The organism is Streptomyces alanosinicus (assembly GCF_014650595.1).
Classification (GTDB): Bacteria; Actinomycetota; Actinomycetes; order Streptomycetales; family Streptomycetaceae; genus Streptomyces; species Streptomyces alanosinicus.
In genome coordinates, this window is record NZ_BMVG01000001.1 from 742,082 (window position 1) to 764,110 (window position 22,029).

Below are 22,029 nucleotides of genomic sequence, written 5' to 3' on the forward strand. Positions count from 1 at the left end.
GGGTGTCCCCCGGGGCAACACGGCATGATCCGGTCCGCTTCACCCGGCTTCTGGGTGCGCAGCACGATGCCGTCGTCGCGGAACAGACTCATGGGGACCATTCTCGCCCATGCGCGGAGTGCCTAGAGCGTCTCTCCGCGACTGCGGGCGTTGGCGTGCGCGGTGGCCGCCTTGAGGCGTTCCGCAGCGGTCGCGCTGCGCAGCGCGCCGGGCTCGGCGTCCCATTCCCGGCCCCCGCCGTACGGTCTCAGTTGCACATAGGGCCCCTCGTACCCCATGACGATGCCGAGCCTGCCGCTACGGGTGTCCACCACATGGCTGCCGACGGCAGGCCGCAATTCCCTCAACTTGTTTTCCTCCGCCTATGGGCACACAGCACTCCGCGCGGGTTGTGCGTCGCGCCTTGACCTGCTCCCCTTCCTTCCCGAGTTTCACGCTTTGCACATCCGGCGTGACGCTCCGCCTCTACACTCTGCAACAGCCTGCGCCATGTCAGGCCGTCCGGCGTGCCCAGTCGACCAGCCGGCCCATACCGAACTCCGGCAGCCGTCGTAGACCCGGACCATAGAATTCCGGAGTACGGAAAGCCGAAACCGTCTTTCGGAATCCGTTGCTCAACAATATGTTGAAGGTATGGCAGCGAACGGCTTCACCCCCTGGCCCGAGGAGACCGCCCTCGCCTACCGCCGCGCCGGCTACTGGCAGGGCCGCGCCCTGCCCGAGCTGCTGCGCGACTGGACCGCCGCGCACGGGCCGCGCACCGCGCTCGTGCAGGGCGCGACCCGTCTGACCTACTTCCAGCTGGACCGGCGGGTGAGCCGGATGGCCGCGGGGCTGCGGCTGCGCGGCGTCGGGCCCGGCAAGCGGGTCGTGGTGCAGCTGCCGAACACCCCCGAGTTCGTCATCGCGCTGTTCGCGCTGATGCGCGCCGGAGCGGTCCCCGTGCTCGCGCCGACCGGGCACCGGGAGCCGCAGCTCGCCCGGCTGGTCGCCGAGACCGAGGCCGTCGGCTATATCGGCCCGGCGGTGTACCGCGGCCACGACCACACCGCGACGGCCGCCCGGATCGCCGCCGGGTCGACCTCGCTGCGGCGGATCTTCACCCTCGCCGCACCCGGTGAACAGGCGGGCGGGTTCTCGGTGCTGCCCGGCGGCTCGCTTGCCTTCCCGCTGCACACCGTGGACGAGGCGCCCGTGGCGGACCGCCGGCCGGACGCCTCCGGCGTGGCGTTCTTCCTGCCGTCGGACACCACACCGCCGAGGCTCGTCGGCCGCACCCACGACGACTACGCCTACCAGCTGCGCGCCGCCGCCGAGCCGCTCGGCCTCGGCCCCGAGGACGTGTATCTGGCGGCGCTGCCCGCGCAGTCCCCGCTCGCCCTCGGCTCCCCCGGCATCCTCGGCACCCTCGCCGCCGGCGGCACCGTCGTCCTGCTCGACGACCCGGCACCGGACACCGCGTTCTGCGCGATCGCGCGGGAAGGGGTGACCGTCACCTCGCTGTCCCCCGCGATCGCCGCCCGCTGGCTGGACTCCCTCGACGGCAGCGAGGCCGACCTCGGCTCGCTGCGCGTCGTGCAGATCGGCGGCGCCCGCCTCCACCCCGCTCTCGCCGCGCGGATCGAGCCCTGCTTCGGCTGCCGGCTCCAGCGGGTGTTCGGCCGGGCCGAGGGGCCGCTCACCGCCACGCGTCTCGACGACCCGCGGGACGTGGTGCTCACGACCCAGGGACGGCCCCTCTCCCCGGCCGACGAGATCCGCGTCGACGCGCCCGAGGGAGCGGTCGGTGAACTCCTCGCCCGTGGCCCGTACACCCTGCGCGGCTACCACCGCTCCCCCGAGCACAACGCCCGCGCCTTCACCCCCGACGGCTTCCACCGCACCGGCGTCCGGGCCCGTCTGACCACGGAGGGCAACCTGGTCGTGGACGCCGGTACCGAGCCGGCCTGACCCCACCATTTCAGGCCGCCATTGGTACGACCTCTGGCGCTGGGGCCTGTCCGGCGGATCCTGTCGCGGACGCGGGGGCCGGCACGCCCGCTCACCTGCGCCGATGAGGCACCGTCACTTTCCCGCGACCTGATCCGCCGGACAGGCCCTAGCCCATTCGTGTGCGCTGTCTTGACCGCCCCCACAGGCCCTCTTATGGTCGCGCTACCGACCGGACGTAGGACGTCGTATCTCCCACCCCCTCCCCCCACCGACTTGCTGGAGGACCCGTGCGCGACGACGTGAGCCCCGACGTGCCGGCCCCGCGCCGCCGGTCGTTCCTCAAGTGCACCGGTGCGCTGGGCGCGGCCGCCGCGCTGCCGCCCGTGCTGGCCGGCTGCTCCACCGGCCCGGAGTCCACGAACGACACCGGAGGCGGCGGCAAGAACCGGACACTGACCGCCGTGATCGGGTACGGCAACGACGGCACCTGGGATCCGACGATGACGGCGTCGGCGTTCTCGATGGCCGCCAACAACCATGTCTACGAGGGGCTGCTGGACACCGACCCCATCACCCGGGTGCCGTATCCGGCGCTCGGCACCGAGGTGCCGAAAGACCCGAACGCCACCACCTGGCGGTTCACGCTGCGCCCGGGCGCGACCTTCCACGACGGCAGGCCCGTCACCGCCGACGACGTCGTGTTCGTCTTCGACCGGATCCTCGACCCGGGCACCCAGACGCTCGTCAAGGGCTTCTTCGTGAGCTGGCTGGACCGGGTGGACAGGGCCGACGCCAGGACCGTCGAGCTGAAGCTCAAGTTCCCCTTCCCCGAAGGGCTTTCCCGGCTCACCCTCGCCAAGATCATGCCGAAGCACGTCTTCTCGAAGCCCGGCGCCTGGGACGACGCCGTCAAGGGGCTGGCCGTGGGCTCGGGGCCGTACCGGCAGACCGCGCACCACCCGAAGTCCAACACCACCTTCGAGGCGTTCGCCGCCTACAACGGTCCGCGCAGACCGGCCTTCAGGAAGATGAACTGGCTGACCATAGTGGACGCCGCACCCCGCGTCGCGAAGATCTCCGGGTCCGACGCCGGCGCGCAGATCGCCGACAACATCCCCTACGCCAACATCGCCCGGCTGGAACAGGGCGGGATGACGGTCGCGGGCGGCGCCGGCATGAACAACCTGTTCCTGATGTTCAACACCCGGCACAAGCCCTTCGACGACGTACGCGTGCGACAGGCGCTGCACTACGCCATCGACACCGAGAAGATGGTGCAGGTCGCCCTCAAGGGACACGGAAAGCCGGCGTCCTCGTTCCTCGACGAGGGCAACCCCGGCTACCGCCGGGCCAAAACCGTCTACGACCACGACCCGCAGAAGGCGAAGGCACTGCTGAAGGCGGCGGGCGTCACCGGCCTGAAGGTCGACATCCTCGCCGTGAACGTCAGTTGGATCGTGGACTGTCTGCCGACCGTCAAGTCCTCCTGGGACGCGGTCGGCGTGGAGACGACCCTGGCACCGCAGGAGACCACGGCCGTGTTCACCAAGATGGACCAGAAACAGGACTACCAGGTCGTCGCCGCCGCCTCCAACCCCAATCAGTTCGGGCTCGACGCCGACCTGATCATGCACTACAACTACGGCCCGCAGAACCTGTGGATGGGGTACACCCGGTGGGCCGGCGACCCGGTCGCGCGACAGCTCTTCAAGGACATGGACCGGGCGACCCGGGAAGCCGACCCGGCGAAGAAGAAGGCGATGATCCAGGACTACATCGACGTCGTCGCCGAGCAGGCCGTGCTCTACCCGGTGGTGCACAACGAGCTGATGACCGCCTGGGACCCGCGCAGGCTCACCGGGATAAGGGCACAGCCGTACCCCGGGATCAACGTGCTCCAGGCCAAGTGGGTCTGACGGCATGACGGCCGTCGTACGGATCCTGCTGCGCCGTATCGCCCTGCTCGTGCCGCTCATGCTCGGGATCGTGCTGTTCGTGTTCCTGGTGATGCGCTTCTCGGACGTCGACCCGGCGTCCGCGTTCTTCCAGGGCGCGAACCCGACCCCGCAGCAGCTGCATGACTTCCGGGAGCGGGCCGGACTGCTGGATCCGCTGCCCGTGCGGTACGTCCACTTCGTCGGCGACCTGCTGCACGGCAACCTGGGCACCAGCGCCCTGACCCGCGCCCCGGTCGTCGACCAGGTCACCACCGCGCTGCCGCTCACCCTCCAGCTGACCTTCCTCGGTCTCGCCGTCGCCGTGGTGCTGGCGCTGGCCGGCGGGGTCACCGCGGCCGTGTACCGGGACCGGATCCCGGACCAGGTCATCCGGGTGGTCTCGCTGGTCGGGGTGGCCGCGCCCGGGTTCTGGCTGGCGCTGCTGATGATCCAGTACCTGGCGGTGGACCGGGGCTGGTTCCCCACCGGCGGCTACATCAACCCGGCCGACTCGGTCACCGGCTGGCTGAAGACCATGGCGCTGCCCGCCTTCGCCCTCTCCCTGCCGGTGGCCGCCCAGCTCACCCGGATCGTACGGACCTCGGTGGTGGAGGAGCTGGACAAGGACTATGTGCGCACGGCGATCGGCAGCGGGCTTTCGCCCCTGGTGGTCGTCGGACGCAACGTCCTTCGCAACGCCCTGGTCAATCCGCTGACCGTGCTCGGGCTGCGGGTCGGCTATCTGCTCGGCGGTGCCGTCGTCATCGAGACCATCTTCTCGCTGCCCGGCATGGGCAAGCTGATGATCGACGCCGTGCAGAACGGCGACCCGGCCGTCGTGCAGGGCGTGGTGCTGACCACGGCCACCGGCTTCGTCGTCGTCAACCTCGTCATCGACCTCCTGTATCTGCTGGTCAACCCACGTCTGAGGGCGGCCTGATGGTCACGCGCGCGAGCCTTGCCGAACGGCTCTCCCGGCCCGGCGGCGTCCGGCTGCGCGGCTGGCGGCGGCTGCCTCCGCTGTCGAGAGTCGCCCTCTGCTTCCTGGCTCTCGTGATCCTCGTCGCCGTACTCGCCCCCCTGCTCGCCCCGGACGATCCGCTCGACCAGCAGGACCCGGCCGGCGGCAGCGGGCATCCGTCGGCCGCGCACTGGCTCGGGCAGGACAGCCTCGGCCGGGACATCCTGAGCCGGCTGATGTACGGCGCCCGGTGGTCGCTGGCGATCGGGCTGGGCGCCACCGCGCTCGCCCTGGTCGTGGGCGCCGTCATCGGAGCGGTCGCCGCCACCTCCCGCAAGGGCGTCGACGAGACGCTGATGCGCTGCCTGGACGTGGTCATGGCGTTCCCCGGGATCGCGCTCGCGGCCGTGCTGGTGGCCGTGTTCGGCGGCGGCATCGGGGTGCTGATCTGCGCGATCGCCTTCCTGTTCACACCGCCGGTGGCGCGGGTCGTCCGGGCGAACGTCCTCGACCAGTACGGCGAGGACTACGTCACGGCGGAACGGGTGATCGGCGCCCGCACCCCGCACATCGTGCTGCGGCACATCGCCGTCAACTGCGCCGCCCCGGTGCTGGTGTTCTGCACGGTGCAGGTCGCCGAGGCGATCGTGTTCGAGGCGTCGCTGTCCTTCATCGGCGCCGGGGTGCGCCCGCCGGACCCGTCCTGGGGCAGTGTCATCGCCGACGGCAAGAACATGGTGCTCACCGGCGGCTGGTGGGCGACCGTCTTCCCCGGACTTCTGATCCTGCTGACCGTGCTGTCGCTGAACATCCTCTCCGAGGGCGTGTCCGACGCCTGGGCGGCACCGGCCGCGCGGGAGGTGGAGACACCGCGGGACCGGCTGGAGGCGCCGGAGCCCGGCAGCGGCGAGGTACTGCGACTGCCCGGACTGACCGAGGCCGCCGCGCGGCTGCGGTCCCGGGCCCGGCCGCTGCCCGGCCGCGACGGCCCCCCGGTGCTCGCCGTGGAGAACCTCACCATCGGCTTCCCCGGCCGGCACCGGGGCGTGGACATCGTCGCCGGGGTCAGCTTCGAGGTGCACGCCGGTGAAGTGCTCGGGCTGGTCGGCGAGTCGGGCTGCGGGAAGTCACTGACCGCGCTCACCGTCATGGGGCTCCAGCCGAGGCAGGCGCGGATCGGCGGGCAGGTCCGGTTCCGGCAGCGGGACCTGCTCACCGAGCCGATGCGGGCCCGGCGCAGGCTGCTCGGGCACGAGATGGCGATGGTCTACCAGGACGCCCTGTCCTCGCTGAACCCCGCGATGACCATCCGCGCCCAGCTGAAACAGCTCGTGCGGCGCGGTGGCCGCCGCACCCCGCGGGAGCTGTTGTCGCTGGTCGGGCTCGACCCCGAGCGCACCCTGCGCAGCTATCCGCACGAACTCTCCGGCGGCCAGCGCCAGCGTGTCCTCATCGCCATGGCCCTCTCCCGCGAGCCGCGGCTGATCGTCGCCGACGAGCCGACGACCGCCCTGGACGTCACCGTGCAGGCCCAGGTGATGGAACTGCTGCTGCGGCTGCGCGAGGAGCTGGGCTTCGCGCTGATCCTGGTCAGCCACGATCTGGCGCTGGTCGCCGACATCACCGACCGGGTGGTGGTGATGTACGGCGGCCAGATCGTGGAGAGCGGGGTGACCGCCGACCTGGTGGCGGCACCGGCCCACCACTACACGCGCGGACTGCTCGGCAGTGTGCTGTCACTGGAGTCGGCCGAGGAACGGATGGCACAGATCAAGGGGGTCGTACCGGCCCCGGCCGACTTCCCGGCGGGCTGCCGCTTCGCCGACCGCTGCCCGATGGCGAGCCGGGTGTGCCACGAGAGCGCACCCGTGCTCACCGGTACGGCCACCCACACGGCCGCCTGCCACCATCCCGCGGTGCCCGTGGAGAGCGAGGAGGCGGTTCAGTGACCGCCGTCGTCGAGGTGCGGGACGCGCACGTGGTGCACAGGGCCCGCAGCGGCGGACTGCTGCGCCGCGACCGGGTGTACGCCCTGACCGGCGCCGATCTGGCCGTGGCCGCCGGGGAGACGGTGGGCGTGGTCGGCGAGTCGGGGTGCGGGAAGTCGACGCTGGCACGGGTGCTGGTGGGCATCCAGCGGCCGGCCTCGGGGACGGTGCTGTTCCAGGCCCGTGACCTGTGGACGATGCCGCCCGCCGAACGCCGGGCCACGCTCGGCACGGGCGTCGGGATGATCTTCCAGGACCCCTCGACCGCGCTGAACCGGCGGCTGACGGTACGCCGGATCCTGCGCGACCCGCTGGACGTCCACGACCGGGGCAGCGGGCCCGAACGGGAGGAGCGGGTCAGGGAGTTGATGTCTCTGGTCGGGCTCCCCGGGGCCCTCGCCGACGTGCTGCCCGGACAGCTCTCCGGCGGCCAGCGGCAGCGCGTCGCGATCGCCCGCGCCCTCGCCCTCGACCCGGCGCTGGTCGTCGCCGACGAGCCGACCAGCGCCCTGGACGTGTCGGTCCGCGCGCAGATCCTCAACCTCCTGCTGGACCTGAGGGAACGCCTCGGTCTGGCCCTGGTGTTCGTCTCGCACGACATCCAGACGGTACGGCGGATGAGCGACCGGGTGATCACCATGTATCTGGGCCGGATCGTGGAGGAGACCCCGGCCGACCGGGTCACCGACGCCGCCCGGCACCCGTACACCCGCGCCCTGTTCTCCGCCACGCCCGGCCTGCTGGATCCCCTCGACCCGATCCCGCTGACCGGTCCGGTGCCCTCGGCGACCCGGCCGCCGAGCGGCTGCCCGTTCCGCACCCGCTGCTGGAAGGCGGATCACCTGTGTGCCGAGGCGATGCCGGAATTCTCGGCCGCGTCACGGCCCGGACACCGCTACCGCTGTCACCATCCTGTGGAGGAGGACCAGTCGACTCGCGACCTAGCACGCCAGGAGCCCTGATGTCGTTGCCCGCGCCCCTCACCGGTGTCGTCCCGCCCGTCTGCACCCCCTTGACACCGGAGCGCGAGGTGGACGTCCCCTCGCTGCTCAGGCTGGTCGACCATCTGGTGGAGGGCGGCTCGCACGGGCTTTTCCTGCTCGGCTCGACGTCCGAGGCGGCGTTCCTGACCGACCGGCAGCGCCGGCAGGTGGTGGCGGCGGTGACCGCACACGTCGGCGGCCAGCTGCCGGTCCTCGCCGGTGCCATCGACATGACCACCCCGCGCGTCCTGGACCATGTCGCGGCCGTGACGGCGGCCGGCGCACAGGCCGTCGTCGTCACCGCGCCCTTCTACGCCCGCACCCACCGCTCCGAGATCGTCCACCACTACCGCCGGATCGCGGCCGCCAGCGAGGTGCCGGTCATCGCCTACGACATCCCCGTGGCCGTGCACACCAAGCTCCCCGCCGACCTGGTGCTGGGGCTGGCCGCCGACCGGGTGCTGGCCGGGATCAAGGACTCCAGCGGGGACCTGGGCGCCTTCCGCGAGCTCGCCACCGGCGCCCGTAAGCACCCCGGTTTCAGCGTGCTGACCGGCTCCGAGCTGGTCGTGGACGCCGCGCTGGCGATGGGCGCCGACGGGGCCGTGCCGGGGCTGGCCAACGTCGACCCGCACGGGTACGTACGGCTGTACCGGATGTGCCGGGCGGGCGACTGGGAGGGCGCGCGGGCCGAACAGGAACGGCTGTGCGCGCTGTTCTCGATGGTCACGGTCGGCGATCCGGCGCGGATGGGCGGCAGCTCGGCGGCGCTCGGCGCGTTCAAGGCCGCGCTGCATCTGCGCGGCGTCATCGACTGCCCGGTGACGGCCGAGCCGCAGGTACCACTGTCCGGCGAAGAGGTCGAAAGAGTCTGCAAGTGCCTCGCGGCGGCGGGACTGCTCTAGGACCCCTCCGGCCCTAGGTGGTGCCGAGGGTGTTCCAGGGCAGGGTCAGGCGGCGGAATTCCAGGGTGTCGTAGGCGTGGGCGGCGCCGGTCTCGTAGAGGACGCCGACCGTGTCGTGGCCGAGCTGGACGAGGTCGGAGTAGGCGGCCGGGCGGTCGGAGAGGGTGCGCAGCTTGGTGAAAGTGTGGCCGAAGTCCTCGCTGGCCCAGATCGCCATGGCGCGGCGTGCGGTGGGCACGGAGGGCGCCGAGAACAGCAACGGGGAGCCTTTGGGGTCGAGTTGGAGGACGCTGCCCTGGACCACGGGGACGTCGTCCAGGGTGGTCTGCACGGCGTAGGGGCGGTGGAGGGTGACGCCGGCGTCGGCCGAGTAGCCGTCGATACGGTGGCCGTGCGCGCCGCCGTTCTGGTTGCGGGCGCTGAAGTAGACGCGCCCGTCGGGGAGTTGGGCCGCGCTCGTCTCGTTGGCGTGGGTCACGCCGTCGTAGTGGGTGTTGACGAAGCCGAGGTGCCAGGTGCAGCCGCCGTCGTCGCTGTAGAGGGCGTGACCGGCGTAGTACTTGGACTCCCGGCCGGTGTCGGAGGAGCCGGCGGGCGGGGCCGCGGAGTGGTTGGCCGGGACGATCAGCCGACCGGGGTGCGGGCCCCGGGTGAGGGCCAGCGCATGGCCGGGACCGGTGGCGTACCAGCGCCAGCCGGGCCGTGACACCTGCGCGGTGATGTCCTCGGGGTGGGTGAAGTGAAGGCCGTCGTCCCGGCTGCGCTGGACGTACACGCGGCGGCCCCGCGCGGCCGTGACCTCGCCGCGCATGATCTGCCCCTCGGTCACCGAACCGCTGTTGCCGCAGGTCACAAGGACGACGGCGCCGGTGCGCGGGTCCACGACCGGCGCCGGGTTGCCCCGGGTGTCGCCGTGTCCGGCGGCCACCACCGTCAGCGGGCCCCAGGTGCAGCCGCCGTCGGCGGAGCGGCGCAGCACGACATCGATGTCCCCGGTGTCGCCCGTGCCCTCGCGCCGGCCCTCGGCGAAGGCCAGGACGGTGCCGTGCCGGGTCGTCACGACCGCCGGGATGCGATAGGCGGCGTAGCCGCCCTGGCCGGAGACGTACGGCAGGGAGGCGGCACAGCCGATGCGCGGGCGGCCGGCCGTCGGGCCCGGATGGTGCGGGCCGGCCCGGCCGCTCGCGCTGCCCGCGTGCGCCGGGGGCGTGGGGGCGGGCTCGGCCCGCGTGGGGTCCGCCTGGGCGGGGATGCGGATGGTGAGCGAGGTGAGCAGGGCGAGGGCGGTGAGCACGGTGCGGCTGAGCGGCGTCATCCGCTCATGTTCTCCGCAACCACCGGCCGAGCCGCGTATCACACGCCCGTGCCGACGGCGCGGGCCCGCCCGGTGCTCCCCTCGGTGCCAGGACCGGTCAGCGGCCCGCCACGGGCACCGTCAGCCGTCCGTCGTGGACTTCGGCGATCCGGTCGGCGCCCGTCAGATGGGTCCGGTCGTGGGTGACCAGGACCGTCGCGGTGGCCCGCTCATGGGTCAGACGGGTGATCAGGTCGACGACGGCGGCGCCGCGTTCGTGGTCGAGGGCGCTGGTGGGTTCGTCGACCAGGAGGAGGGTGGGGTCGTTCATCAGGGCGCGGGCGATGCCGATCCGCTGGCGCTGCCCGCCGGAGAGCCGGTGGGGGCGCCGTCCGGCCTGGGCGGTGAGACCCACCGCGGCCAGCAGTTCCAGGGCGCGGCCGCGGGCCTTCGCCGGTGAGCGCCCGTCGATCCGGGCCATGAGCTGCAGTTGCTCGGCCGCGGTGAGGGAGGGCAGCAGATGGGGCTGCTGGAAGACGATGCCGATCCTGCGGCGGCGCAGCTCGGTCAGCTCCCCGCGGCTCAGCCCGGCCGTGGTGACGCCGTCGACGGTGACGGTGCCGGCGTCGGGGGTGACGAGGGTCGCGGCGACGGCGAGCAGGCTGGACTTGCCGGAGCCGGAGGGGCCGATCACGGCGGTCAGCGTGCCCCTGGGCACGTCCAGGCTCACCTGGTCCAGCGCGGTCAGCCGGTGCTCGCCGTCGGGGTAGGTGAGGGTGATGCCGGACAGGTTCAGGCTCATCGGGCGCTCCCCAGGGCGGTCAGCGGGTCCACGGAGGTGATGCGGCGGACGGACAGGGCGGCCCCGAGCGCGCCGATCAGGATCATCACGGCGGCGGGGACGAGGACGGTGGCGGGGGTGAGCTGGAACGGCACCGCGTCGCGCACGACGAGCGCGCCGAGGGCGGCGGCGGTCCCGGTGCCGAGGAGGGTGCCAGCGACGAGGAGGACGGCGGCCTGGCCGAGGGCGTCCCCGACCAGATGCGCGGTGGAGGCGCCGAGGGCCTTGAGGACGGCGATGTCGCCGCTGCGCTGGATGGTCCAGACGGTGAAGAAGGCACCGACGACGAGGGCGGAGATGGCGAACAGGAAGCCGCGCATCAGCTGGAGGGAGCCGTTCTCGGAGGAGTAGGAGCCGATCGCGGACAGCGAGGCGTCCTTGGTGACGGTCCTGGTGCCGATCGTCCGGTCGGCGGCCGTGACATCGGCGCCGGCGGTGGTGTCCAGGGCGATCACGGTCGCGGCCGGACCGCCGCCGGTGCCCTGCGGGGGCGCCGTCCGCTGCCAGGTGGTGAGGCTGGTCCAGATCACGGGGGTGTGGCTGAAGGAGGCGTCCCCCCGGACGGCCGCCACCGTCATCGTCCGGCCGGCCAGGGTGAAGGTGCCGCCCGGCCGGAGGGCGAGGTCGTCGGCGGCCGTGGCGGACAGCACCGCCGTACGGTCGCGGATCCGGTCGCCGTCCGGGGCCAGGCGGGATCCGGGCCGTACGCCGAAGGCGGAGACACCGGCGCTGCGGTGGCCGGCGGTGGCCTTGGTCGTGGTGATCCCGAGGGGTTCGGCGCGGGTGACGCCGGGCACCTTCGCCCACTGTTCCCACTGCCGGGCGGTGACGGTGGAGTCGGCGTACGACAGGCTCTGCCCCGCGGCCGGGGGCTCGAAGGCGATCCGGTCGGCGCTCAGGCCGGTGATCGCGGAGATGTTCTGCCGGCCGAGGCCGGCGGTCAGTCCGGACAGCAGCCCGACCAACAGCGTGATCAGGGTGATGACGGCTCCCATCAGGGCGAACCTGCCCTTGGCGAACCTCAGGTCTCTCCAGGCGACGAACACGGCTTCGGCTGCTCTCTCGCGGTGTCTCAGGGGGTTGGACGGTGTGCCTCCACCGTCGCCGTCGGTGCCCCTTGCGGGCATCTGGCGGCGGAGGGCACTTCGCGGACCGAAAGGCGGCGCGTGGATTGCAACTTTCGGCAGAGGCCCGACCGCGGGCGGCTTCTTTAGGCTGGGGGGACTGTGAACACCGCTGCCCCCGCCCTGACCCCGACCACCCGGGCCCTGTCCTGGTGCCTGCATCTGCTGGTCGTCGGCCTGCTCGCGCTGTCCGCCGGCCGGGCCGTGACCGGTCCGCTGCCGTATGCCGGGCCGACCGTGGCCGTGGCGGCCGGGTGCGGGCTGGTGTACGCGGCGGGGCCGCTGCTGCCCCGGATACGCGGGGACCGGCGGGCCGCCGCCTGGTGGCTGGCCGCCGTCGGCGCGGTGTGGCTGGCGCTGCTGGCGCTGTCCGCCGACGGGGTCTGGGTCGCCTTCCCGCTGTACTTCCTCCAGCTGCATCTGCTGCCGCGCCGGACCGGCCTCGCCGCCGTGGCCGCGACCGCGCTCGCCGCGATCACCGCGTTCGCCGCCCATCAGGGCTCCTTCAGCGCGGCCATGGCGATCGGCCCGGCGCTCGGGGCCGCCGTCGCGGTCGCGGTGGTGTGGGGGTACCAGGCGCTGTACCGGGAGAGCGAACGGCGCCGGCAGCTGATCGAGGAACTCACCGCCACGCGCGCCGATCTGGCCGAGGCCCAGCACACCGCGGGCGTGCTGGCCGAGCGGGAGCGGCTGGCCCGGGAGATCCACGACACGCTCGCGCAGGGGTTGTCCAGCATCCAGCTGCTGCTGCGCGCCGCCGAGCGGAATCTGCCGGGCACCCCGGAGAACGCCACGCGCCACGTCGGCCAGGCCCGCCAGGCCGCGGTCGACAGTCTCGCCGAGGCCCGCCGCTTCGTCGCCGCGCTCGCCCCGCCCGCCCTGGAGGGCACGACCCTGGCGGACGCGCTGGAACGGCTGTGCGCCACCACCGGCGCCCGGCACCGGCTCACGGCCCGTTTCCGCCTCGACGGCGAACCGGTTCCGCTGCCGACCGCGCACGAGGTCGCCCTGCTGCGCGTCGCCCAGTCCGCCCTGGCCAACACCGTCCGGCACGCGCGGGCCGGCGCCGTGGATGTCACGCTGGGCCGCCAGGGCGACGAGGTCACCCTGAGCGTCGTCGACGACGGCGTCGGGTTCGACCCCGGCCGGCTGCCGGTGCCCGACCCCGAGACGGGCGGCTTCGGGCTGCCCGCGATGCGCACCCGTCTGCACGCCCTCGGCGGCACCCTGGGCCTCGACTCCGCCCCCGGCCACGGCACCCGCCTGACCGCCCGGCTCCCCGTCAGCGCCGGCTCCCAGGTCCGGCCGTCCCCGCCCGCCGAGACCGAGGTCCGTTCATGAGCGACCGTCCTGTGCGTCTGCTGCTCGCCGACGACCATCCCGTGGTGCGGGCGGGGCTGCGGGCCGTACTGGAGACCGAGCCGGATCTCGTCGTCGTGGCGGAGGCCGCCACCGCCGAGGACGCCGTCGCCCGGGCCGCCCGGGGCGACATCGACGTCGTCCTGATGGATCTGCAGTTCGGCAAGGGGATGGGCGGCGCCGAGGCGACCGCCGCGATCACGGCGCGGCCGGGCGCGCCCCGGGTCGTGATCGTCACCACCTACGACTCCGACGCCGACACCCTTCCGGCGATCGAGGCCGGCGCCACCGGCTACCTCCTGAAGGACGCCCCTCCGGAGGAGCTGGCGGCCGCCGTACGCACGGCCGCCACCGGACGCACCGCGCTGGCGCCCGCGGTCGCGGACCGGCTCATGAACCGGCTGCGCGCGCCCGGCACTTCACTGACCCGGCGCGAGACGGAGGTCCTCGCCCTGGTCGCCGAGGGGCTGTCCAACCAGGCCGTCGGCGTGCGCCTCCACCTCACCGAGGGCACGGTCAAGTCCCACCTGGCCCGCGTCTACGCCAAGCTCGGCGTCGACTCCCGGACCGCGGCGGTGGCCACGGCGACGGATCTCGGACTGATCCGCCGTTAGGGCCTGTCGTCAGGCCTGCCCGGCGGAGCCGAAGCCCCTGGCCCCGGCCCTCAGGACGGGGTGCGGGCCGCCGCCAGCAGCCGCGTCACATCGTCGGCGCAGATCGTCAGGGCCGCGCCCACCGTGGCGAGGGCGTCGCGTTCGGCCGGGGTGTAGGGGCCGTCCGCGAGGGCGATGCGGGCGGCCTGGAGGAGGAGGGATTCGCGGCCGGCGGGGGCGAGGTGCGGGGCGAGCGGGTCGAGGGCCTCGTGCAGCTCTATCGTCAGGCTCGTGCCGCACTCCGCGCCGAGGACCCGGCCGGTGTCGGCGGCGAGCGCCTCGACCAGCGCGGCCAGCTGTTCCTCGGTACAGCCGTCGAAGCCGGCCGCGCGCACGGCGCCGGCGGCCGTCTCCAGGGCCGTACGCGAGGAGGCACCGCCCGCGGCGAGCACGGCGAGCGCGACGGTGTGCACGGCGTCGCGCAGCATCGCCGAGAAGCGGCGGGTGGTGGGGTGGTCGAGGACGTCGGTGCCGTAGTGGTGGCGGCAGGCCGCGCACTCCACGACCGGCCCGGCGCTTCCGCGCGGCAGCAGCGGCAGCCCGAGCAGGGTGAGGCGGCGGCGTCCGGTGAGCCGCTGGTAGTTGCGGTCGCCTCCGCAGCCCGGGCAGTAGAACTCGCCGTCCCCGACGGGAGTCCACGCGGTGCGGACGCGCAGGATGTGCACAGCCTTGGCGGCACGGCCGTCTCGTCCCCGTACTGGCAGCACGTCGCACCTCCGTAACCGCACGGCAACATCGCCGCGCTGGCGTGATGTTAGCCACATCACCGACGCTGAGTCAGTACCTCGTACGAGACCTTTCCGTGACCTCGGTGGGGCGGTGGCCGATAAACGACGGTGCCCTGACCGCCGTACACAGCGGTCAGGGCATCGAAAGGCCCGGTCAGAGCGGTCAGCGGGCGGCGCGGTTCACCGCGGAGACGACCGCCTTCAGCGACGCACGCGTCGTGTTCGCATCGATACCGATCCCCCACAGGACCTTGTCGTCGATCGCGCATTCGATGTACGAGGCGGCCTGTGCGGAGGCGCCCTCGCTCATCGTGTGCTCCTGGTAGTCCAGGAGGCGTACGTCGATGCCGATGGACTGCAGGGCGTCGAAGAAGGCCGAGATCGGACCGTTGCCGGAGCCGGTCAGGACGGTGTCCTGGCCGTCGACGATGGCCTCGACGGTCAGCGTGTCGACGCCGTCCGTGTCCGTGGTCGACTGGCCGGCCCTGACCTGGATGCGGCCCCACGGGTTGTCCGGGTTCGGCAGGTACTCGTCCCGGAAGACCGCCCAGATCTCCTTCGGGGTGATCTCGCCGCCCTCGGCGTCCGTCTTGGCCTGGATGAGCTTCGAGAACTCGATCTGCATCCGGCGCGGCAGGTCCAGCTTGTGGTCGTTCTTCAGGACGTAGGAGATACCGCCCTTGCCGGACTGCGAGTTGACCCGGATGACGGCCTCGTAGGAGCGGCCGACGTCCTTCGGGTCGATCGGCAGGTAGGGGACGGCCCACTCGATGTCGTCGACGGTGACGCCCTTGGCGGCCGCGTCGGCCTCCATGGCGTCGAAGCCCTTCTTGATGGCGTCCTGGTGGGAGCCGGAGAAGGACGTGTAGACCAGGTCGCCCACGTACGGGTGGCGCGGGTGGACCTCCATCTGGTTGCAGTACTCCCACGTACGACGGATCTCGTCGATGTCGGAGAAGTCGATCTGCGGGTCGACGCCCTGCGAGAACAGGTTCATGCCCAGGGTGACCAGGTCGACGTTGCCGGTGCGCTCGCCCTGTCCGAACAGACAGCCCTCGACGCGGTCGGCGCCGGCCATCACGGCCAGCTCGGCCGCCGCCACGGCCGTACCGCGGTCGTTGTGCGGGTGGACGGAGATGCAGACGTGCTCGCGGCGGGAGATGTTGCGGCTCATCCACTCGAAGCGGTCCGCGTGGGTGGACGGCGTCGAACGCTCCACCGTGGCGGGCAGGTTGAGGATGATCTCGCGGCCCGGACCCGGCTGGTAGACGTCCATGACCGCCTCGCAGACCTCCAGCGCGAAGTCCAGCTCGGTGTCGGTGAAGATCTCCGGGCTGTACTGGTAGCCGAACTCGGTCTCGGGGCCCAGCAGTTTCTCGGCGTACTCCATCACCAGGCGGGTGCCGTCGACGGCGATCTGCTTGATGTCGTCCTTGGAGCCGCGGAAGACCACGCGCCGGAAGACGGGCGCGGTGGCGTTGTACAGGTGGACGGTGGCCCGGCGGGCGCCCTTCAGGGACTCCACGGTCCGCTCGATCAGGTCCTCGCGGGCCTGGGTCAGCACGGAGATCGTGACGTCGTCCGGGATCGCGCCCTCTTCCTCGATGATCGAGCGCACGAAGTCGAAGTCGGTCTGGCCGGAGGCGGGGAAGCCGACCTCGATCTCCTTGTAGCCCATCTTGACCAGCTGGTCGAACATCCGGCGCTTGCGCTCGGGCGACATGGGGTCGATCAGGGCCTGGTTGCCGTCGCGCAGGTCGGTGGAGAGCCAGCGGGGTGCCTGGGTGATGCGCTGCTCGGGCCAGGTGCGGTCCGGGATGTCGACCTGCTCGTAACGGCCGTACTTGTGGACCGGCATGCTGCTGGGCTGCTGGCGGTTGGCCATGATTGCGTGGGCTCCTCGAATGTTCCGCGGATAGGCGGGTCCGGTGGACGGCCGACGACGCAACACCAAGCCCCGCGGGGAGGGAGTCGGCCTTTGCTACAGGCCCTCGCCGCGGCAGCTAAGAAGAAGCAGCCCGAAACGCATGATGCTCCGCAGCCTAGCCGAGCCACCCGGGACGCGGGGGCGTGTCCCAGTATGCGGGACCGGGGGATAAATAGGACAAAAAGTGCGCCGCGCCACATCGATCTAGCACATTGTCACGGAGCGTGGCGCTCCTGTCCCGGTATTTCACCAATCATGGTGGCACCTAGTGACATCGACATCACACAATGCGATGGTGCGGGGCATGACGACCAACGGGGGCTTCCAGCCCGTCTTCTGCACGATCGTGCCGCCGCATATCCTCGACCGGCTCTCCCAGCACGAGGACCCGACGCTCCACGAACCCGCACGGCGCACCCTGGAGCACGACGGGGCCCTGCGCACCCAGCGCCGGGTCACCGCCGCCCGCACCGCCGCCGCTCCGGCCGGCACGCCGTCGGACCAGCCGGACCGCACCATCTTCGACGCCGGCCACCAGGAGACCCTGCCGGGCAGGAAGGTGCACACCGAGAAGGACAAGCCCGGCAAGGACGCGACCGTGAACCGCGCGCACGCGGGCCTGGGCGCCACCTTCGAGCTGTATCTGAAGGCCTACGGCCGGCACTCCATCGACGGCGCGGGCCTGCCGCTGAACGCGACGGTGCACTACGGCGAGAACTACGACAACGCCTTCTGGAACGGCGAGCAGATGGTGTTCGGCGACGGCGACGGCACCACGTTCCTCGACTTCACCATCCCCGTCGACGTCATCGGCCACGAGCTGACCCACGGCGTCACCCAGTACACCGCGAACCTGGACTACCAGGGGCAGTCGGGCGCGCTCAACGAGTCGGTCTCCGACGTCTTCGGCTCCCTCATCAAGCAGTACGCCCTCGGCCAGAGCGCCGACCAGGCCGACTGGCTGATCGGCGCGGGCCTGCTCGGCCCGCACATCCACGGCGAGGCGCTGCGCTCGATGAAGGCCCCGGGCACGGCGTACGACGACCCGAACCTGGGCAAGGACCCGCAGCCGGCGACCATGGACGGCTACGTCCGCACCAGCCAGGACAACGGCGGTGTGCACCTCAACTCCGGCATCCCCAACCACGCCTTCTACCTGGTCGCCACGGCGATCGGCGGGCAGGCCTGGGAGAAGGCCGGGCAGATCTGGTACGACGTGCTCACCGGCGGCGAGCTGGCGTCCGACGCCGACTTCGCCGACTTCGCCCGGCTCACGGCCGCCGCGGCCAAGTCCCGCTACGGCGACGGCGAGGAGGCGAAGGCCGTCCTCGGCGCCTGGTCGCAGGTGAAGGTGCCGACTTCCTGAATCCGCGTCCCGCGTACTAGACAGGGAGCCATGCGTATCCAAGTACGACGCACGGGTGGCTTCGCGGGCATCGAGCGCCGGGCCGAGGTGGACACCTCGGGCCGGCCCGACGCGGCCGCGTGGGAGGGCCTGGCCGGGCGGGTCCTCGCGGCCGGCCCGGACACCGCGCCGGCCGGCGTCCCGGACGGCTTCCGGTACGAGATCACCGTGGACGGCCGTACGGTGCACGCGGCCGATCCCCGACTCACCGAGGACCAAAGGGAGTTGGTGAGCCGGCTGCTGGAGGAAGGGGCGTAGAGAGGCGACCGGAAGGGGCGCGGGCGCCGGTCGCCGCCGGGGCATTGACTTACGTTACCGGGGGTAAGGATGATCCCGGCCATGGCGACTGACGCAGGCGATCCGATACCCCGGTTCCCGGACGGCTTTGTGTGGGGTGTGTCGACCTCCGCCCATCAGATCGAGGGCGCGGCCGACGAACGTGAGGCATCCGTGTGGGACGTGTTCACGGCCCGGCCGGGGCGGGTGAAGGACGGTTCGACGGCGGCGGTGGCCTGCGACCACTACCACCGCTACCGCGAGGACGTGGCCCTGCTCGCCGGCCTCGGCGTGGACGCGTACCGCTTCTCGGTGTCCTGGCCCCGGGTGAACTCCCCCGGCGGCCTGGACTTCTACGACCGCCTCGTGGACGAGCTGTGCGCGGCGGGCGTACGGCCCGTGCCCACCCTCTTCCACTGGGACCTGCCCGCCACGCTGGACTGGCGGCAGCGGGACACGGCGGCCCGGTTCGCCGACCACGTGTCCGTGGTGGCCGAGCGGCTCGGCGACCGCGTGCCGAAGTGGATCACCCTCAACGAACCCGCCGAACACACCCTCCTGGGCCACGCCATCGGCGCCCACGCCCCCGGCGAACGGCTCCTCTTCGACGCGCTCCCGGTCGCCCACCACCAGCTCCTCGCCCACGGGCTCGCGGTACGGGCCCTGCGCGCGGCCGGCGCGCGCGACATCGGCATCGCCAACTCCCACGGCCCCACCTGGCCCGCCTCCGCCGCACCCGCGGACACGGAAGCGGCCGGCTTCTACGACCTCCTGCTCAACCGTCTGTTCGCCGAACCGGTCATCCTCGGTGAATACCCGGACGGGATGGGCGAGTTGATGCCCGGCGATGTGCCGGCCGACCTGTCGGTCATCGCCGAGCCCCTCGACTGGTACGGGGTCAACTACTACGCGCCGACCCGCGTGGGCGCCCCGCAGGGCACCGCCACCGAGTTCGGCGGCCTGACCATACCCGCCGAACTGCCCTTCTCGGTACGGGAGATCGAGGGCCGGCCGACCACCGACTTCGGCTGGCCGGTGGTGCCGGAGGGCCTGACCGAGCTGCTGTGCGGCTTCCGCGAACGCTACGGCGAGAAGCTCCCGCCGATCGTGATCACCGAGAACGGCTGCTCGTACGAGGGCGTCGACGACCAGGACCGCATCGCCTACCTCGACGCCCACATCCGCGCCCTGCATACCGCCCTGGAGTCCGGGGTGGACGTGCGCGGCTACTTCGTGTGGTCGCTGCTGGACAACTTCGAGTGGGCCGAGGGCTATGCGCGCCGCTTCGGCCTGGTGCATGTGGACTACGAGACGCAGAAGCGCACCCCGAAGGCCTCCTACCACTGGTTCCGGGACGTGCTCCGGGCCCAGGGATGACCGCGGTCCGGCCCTCGGCCGCTCTGGCCGAGCCGGTGGAGCCCGTCGGCCGGGGCTGGACGGCGGCGCTCTCGCTGGCCAACGGGGCGATCTGGGTCGGCTGGTTCGGGCCGCTGCAGATCCTGCTCGCCTCCCAGGCGAAGGACTTCGCGCCGGGCTCCGGGATGTCGAAGGAGACGATGCTGGCCTGGGTGACCGGCGCCGGCGCGGTGGTCTCCCTGCTCGCCAACCCCGTCTTCGGCGCCCTGTCCGACCGGACCACGTCCCGCCGGGGCCGCCGTACGCCGTGGATCGTGGCCGGGGCGGCGGGCGGCGCGCTGTCGCTGCTGCTGCTCGCCGCGGCGGGCGAGGTGTGGTCCATGACAGTGGGCTGGTGCCTGGTGCAGCTCACGCTGAACGCGGCGTTCGCGGCCGTCACGGCGGCCGTCCCGGACCGGGTGCCCAGGCTTCAACGGGGCGCGGTGGGCGGCTGGTTGGGGGCGGCACAGATCCTGGGCGTGGTCGGCGGCACGGGCCTGGCGACCGCGGCCGGCGGGATCGGGGCCGGGTATGCGGCGTGCGCGGTGTGCACGATGGCGGGGGTGCTGCCGTACGTCCTGCGCCACAAGGATCTGCGGCTCGCCGAGGAGGACCGGCCGCCGTGGTCCTGGCGGGGGTTTCTGGCGGGGTTCTGGCTGAGCCCGCGCCGGTACCCGGACCTGGGCTGGGCGTGGCTGACCCGGTTCCTGCTCAACCTCAGCAACTCGCTGGTGCTGCTGTACCTGCTGTACTACCTCCGCGACCGCCTCGACTACCACGACCCCGGCCAGGGGGTGCTGATCCTGACGGCCGTCAACAGCCTGACGCTGGTGGCGACCGTCGTCGCGGGCGGGGTGTGGTCGGACCGGGCGGGCCGGCGCAAGCCGTTCGTCGTCTGGTCGGGCGTGCTGATGGCGGTGGCGACGGCGGCGCTGGCCGGGTGGCAGACCTGGACCGGCGCGATCGTCGCGTCGGCCGTCCTCGGGATCGGCTTCGGCGTGTTCACCTCGGTGGACTTCGCACTGATGACGGACGTGCTGCCGAAGGCGCTGGACCGGGGCAAGGACCTCGGGGTGATCAACGTGGCCAACGCCCTGCCGCAGGTCGCGGCCCCCGCCCTCGCCGCGCCGATCGTCACGTACCTCGGCGGCTACCGGATGCTGTACCTGGTGGCGGCGGTGATCGGGCTGGCGGGGGCGGTCCTGGTGACCCGGATCAGGGGCGTGGACTGACGCGCCGGCTGCATCGACATGCGGCTACCGCCGCGCGGCCGGCGTACCGAGAAACGCCCCGACCACTAGAAACCCAGCTTGCGCAGCTGCTTCGGATCACGCTGCCAGTCCTTGGCGACCTTGACATGCAGGTCCAGGAAGACGGGCGTGCCGAGAAGCGCCTCGATCTGCTTGCGGGACTTGATGCCGACGTCCTTCAGGCGCTTGCCCTTGGGGCCGATGATGATGCCCTTCTGGCTGGGGCGCTCGATGTAGACGTTGGCGTGGATGTCGAGGAGGGGACGGTCGGCGGGGCGGTCCTCGCGCGGGAGCATCTCCTCCACGACCACGGCGATGGAGTGCGGCAGCTCGTCGCGGACGCCCTCCAGCGCGGCCTCGCGGATCAGCTCGGCGATCATGACCTGCTCGGGCTCGTCGGTGAGGTCGCCCTCGGGGTAGAGCGCCGGGCCCTCGGGCAGCAGCGGGATCAGCAGGTCGGCCAGCAGGTTCACCTGCTTGTCGCCGACCGCGGACACCGGCACGATCTCCGCCCACTCGATGCCCAGCTCCTTGCCGAGCTGGTCGATCGCGATCAGCTGCTCGGCGAGGGTCTTGGAGTCGACCAGGTCGGTCTTGGTGACGATCGCGACCTTCGGGGTCTTCTTGATCCCCGCCAGCTCCTTCGCGATGAAGCGGTCACCCGGGCCGATCTTCTCGTTCGCCGGGAGGCAGAAGCCGATCACGTCCACCTCGGCCCACGTCGTGCGCACGACGTCGTTCAGCCGCTCGCCCAGCAGCGTGCGCGGCTTGTGCAGTCCAGGGGTGTCGACCAGGATGAGCTGGGCGTCCTCCCGGTGCACGATGCCCCGCACGGTGTGCCGCGTCGTCTGCGGCTGATTCGCCGTGATGGCCACCTTCTGCCCGACCAGAGCGTTCGTGAGGGTGGACTTGCCCGCGTTGGGGCGGCCCACGAAGCAGGCGAAGCCGGCGCGGTGGACGGTCTCTGCCGACTCTTCGGATGACGGGGTACGAACGCTCATGCCGTTCATTGTCCCTGATCCACGAGGCACCGCCGTACCGTGCGGCACCCGCCCCGCCGGGCCCGGCCGC

At 72.2% G+C, this 22,029-nt stretch carries 19 protein-coding genes; 12 read left to right on the forward strand and 7 right to left on the reverse strand.

The features are described 5' to 3' along the window. Window positions 1-122: 122 nt before the first annotated feature. Window positions 123-338, reverse strand: coding sequence for a hypothetical protein (locus IE277_RS03400; protein ID WP_189949192.1), 216 nt, complete (start codon window positions 336-338; stop codon window positions 123-125). Between the two features lie 295 nt (window positions 339-633). Here IE277_RS03400 and IE277_RS03405 point away from each other — a divergent pair, with 295 nt between their 5' ends. The 6 genes from IE277_RS03405 to IE277_RS03430 all read left to right on the forward strand — a co-directional run bounded on the left by IE277_RS03405 (window position 634) and on the right by IE277_RS03430 (window position 8,706). After that, window positions 634-1,950 carry an AMP-binding protein gene (locus IE277_RS03405; RefSeq protein ID WP_189948319.1) on the forward strand — a complete coding sequence of 439 codons (1,317 nt, stop codon included), beginning with the start codon at window positions 634-636 and terminating at the stop codon, window positions 1,948-1,950. Window positions 1,951-2,219: 269 nt separating this feature from the next. Beyond that, window positions 2,220-3,848, forward strand: coding sequence for an ABC transporter substrate-binding protein (locus IE277_RS03410; protein WP_189948320.1), 1,629 nt, complete (start codon window positions 2,220-2,222; stop codon window positions 3,846-3,848). 4 nt (window positions 3,849-3,852) lie between these two features. Continuing rightward, entirely contained in the window at window positions 3,853-4,809 is a 957-nt protein-coding gene (locus tag IE277_RS03415) for an ABC transporter permease (RefSeq protein ID WP_189948322.1), read from the forward strand. Further along, window positions 4,809-6,779, forward strand: a complete 1,971-nt coding sequence (locus IE277_RS03420; protein ID WP_189948324.1) for a dipeptide/oligopeptide/nickel ABC transporter permease/ATP-binding protein — start codon at window positions 4,809-4,811, stop codon at window positions 6,777-6,779. The genes IE277_RS03415 and IE277_RS03420 overlap by 1 nt, the downstream gene beginning before the upstream one ends. Continuing rightward, window positions 6,776-7,780 carry an oligopeptide/dipeptide ABC transporter ATP-binding protein gene (locus IE277_RS03425; RefSeq protein WP_189948326.1) on the forward strand — a complete coding sequence of 335 codons (1,005 nt, stop codon included), beginning with the start codon at window positions 6,776-6,778 and terminating at the stop codon, window positions 7,778-7,780. Before IE277_RS03420 ends, IE277_RS03425 begins: the two co-directional genes overlap by 4 nt. Beyond that, window positions 7,780-8,706 (forward strand): dihydrodipicolinate synthase family protein, encoded by a 927-nt coding sequence (locus IE277_RS03430; RefSeq protein ID WP_189948328.1) that lies wholly within the window; start codon window positions 7,780-7,782, stop codon window positions 8,704-8,706. The genes IE277_RS03425 and IE277_RS03430 overlap by 1 nt, the downstream gene beginning before the upstream one ends. A gap of 13 nt (window positions 8,707-8,719) precedes the next feature. Here the strand turns inward: IE277_RS03430 and IE277_RS03435 are convergent, their stop codons facing one another. From IE277_RS03435 to IE277_RS03445, 3 genes are all read right to left on the reverse strand, one after another. Beyond that, complete coding sequence (locus IE277_RS03435) at window positions 8,720-10,021, reverse strand: sialidase family protein (protein ID WP_189948331.1); 1,302 nt, start codon at window positions 10,019-10,021, stop codon at window positions 8,720-8,722. 97 nt (window positions 10,022-10,118) lie between these two features. Continuing rightward, window positions 10,119-10,802 (reverse strand): ABC transporter ATP-binding protein, encoded by a 684-nt coding sequence (locus tag IE277_RS03440; RefSeq protein WP_189948332.1) that lies wholly within the window; start codon window positions 10,800-10,802, stop codon window positions 10,119-10,121. Next, on the reverse strand, window positions 10,799-11,887 hold the full coding sequence (locus IE277_RS03445; protein ID WP_189948334.1) for an ABC transporter permease: 1,089 nt from the start codon (window positions 11,885-11,887) through the stop codon (window positions 10,799-10,801). Before IE277_RS03445 ends, IE277_RS03440 begins: the two co-directional genes overlap by 4 nt. A 180-nt stretch (window positions 11,888-12,067) precedes the next feature. Between IE277_RS03445 and IE277_RS03450 the strand changes: the two genes are divergently transcribed. Continuing rightward, window positions 12,068-13,306 (forward strand): sensor histidine kinase, encoded by a 1,239-nt coding sequence (locus tag IE277_RS03450; protein WP_189948336.1) that lies wholly within the window; start codon window positions 12,068-12,070, stop codon window positions 13,304-13,306. Then, window positions 13,303-13,938: a response regulator gene (locus tag IE277_RS03455; RefSeq protein WP_189948338.1), complete on the forward strand. Its 636-nt coding sequence runs from the start codon at window positions 13,303-13,305 to the stop codon at window positions 13,936-13,938. The genes IE277_RS03450 and IE277_RS03455 overlap by 4 nt, the downstream gene beginning before the upstream one ends. A gap of 50 nt (window positions 13,939-13,988) precedes the next feature. Here the strand turns inward: IE277_RS03455 and IE277_RS03460 are convergent, their stop codons facing one another. After that, a complete protein-coding gene (locus IE277_RS03460; protein ID WP_189948340.1) occupies window positions 13,989-14,684 on the reverse strand; it encodes a TerB family tellurite resistance protein in 696 nt (231 codons plus the stop codon). Between the two features lie 184 nt (window positions 14,685-14,868). Further along, complete coding sequence (gene leuA / locus IE277_RS03465; RefSeq protein WP_189948342.1) at window positions 14,869-16,590, reverse strand: 2-isopropylmalate synthase; 1,722 nt, start codon at window positions 16,588-16,590, stop codon at window positions 14,869-14,871. Between the two features lie 346 nt (window positions 16,591-16,936). On the opposite strand from leuA, the gene IE277_RS03470 reads away from it, so the two are divergent. The 4 genes from IE277_RS03470 to IE277_RS03485 all read left to right on the forward strand — a co-directional run bounded on the left by IE277_RS03470 (window position 16,937) and on the right by IE277_RS03485 (window position 20,940). Further along, window positions 16,937-17,998 (forward strand): M4 family metallopeptidase, encoded by a 1,062-nt coding sequence (locus IE277_RS03470; protein ID WP_189948344.1) that lies wholly within the window; start codon window positions 16,937-16,939, stop codon window positions 17,996-17,998. 30 nt (window positions 17,999-18,028) lie between these two features. Beyond that, the gene (locus IE277_RS03475) at window positions 18,029-18,295 is read left to right on the forward strand and encodes a protealysin inhibitor emfourin (protein ID WP_189948346.1); all 267 of its coding nucleotides are present in this window, start codon (window positions 18,029-18,031) and stop codon (window positions 18,293-18,295) included. Window positions 18,296-18,376: 81 nt separating this feature from the next. Beyond that, window positions 18,377-19,690, forward strand: coding sequence for a GH1 family beta-glucosidase (locus IE277_RS03480; protein ID WP_189948348.1), 1,314 nt, complete (start codon window positions 18,377-18,379; stop codon window positions 19,688-19,690). Then, complete coding sequence (locus IE277_RS03485) at window positions 19,687-20,940, forward strand: MFS transporter (RefSeq protein ID WP_189948349.1); 1,254 nt, start codon at window positions 19,687-19,689, stop codon at window positions 20,938-20,940. Before IE277_RS03480 ends, IE277_RS03485 begins: the two co-directional genes overlap by 4 nt. 65 nt (window positions 20,941-21,005) lie before the next feature. Here the strand turns inward: IE277_RS03485 and era are convergent, their stop codons facing one another. Further along, a complete protein-coding gene (gene era / locus IE277_RS03490; RefSeq protein ID WP_189948351.1) occupies window positions 21,006-21,959 on the reverse strand; it encodes a GTPase Era in 954 nt (317 codons plus the stop codon). Window positions 21,960-22,029: the final 70 nt, after the last annotated feature.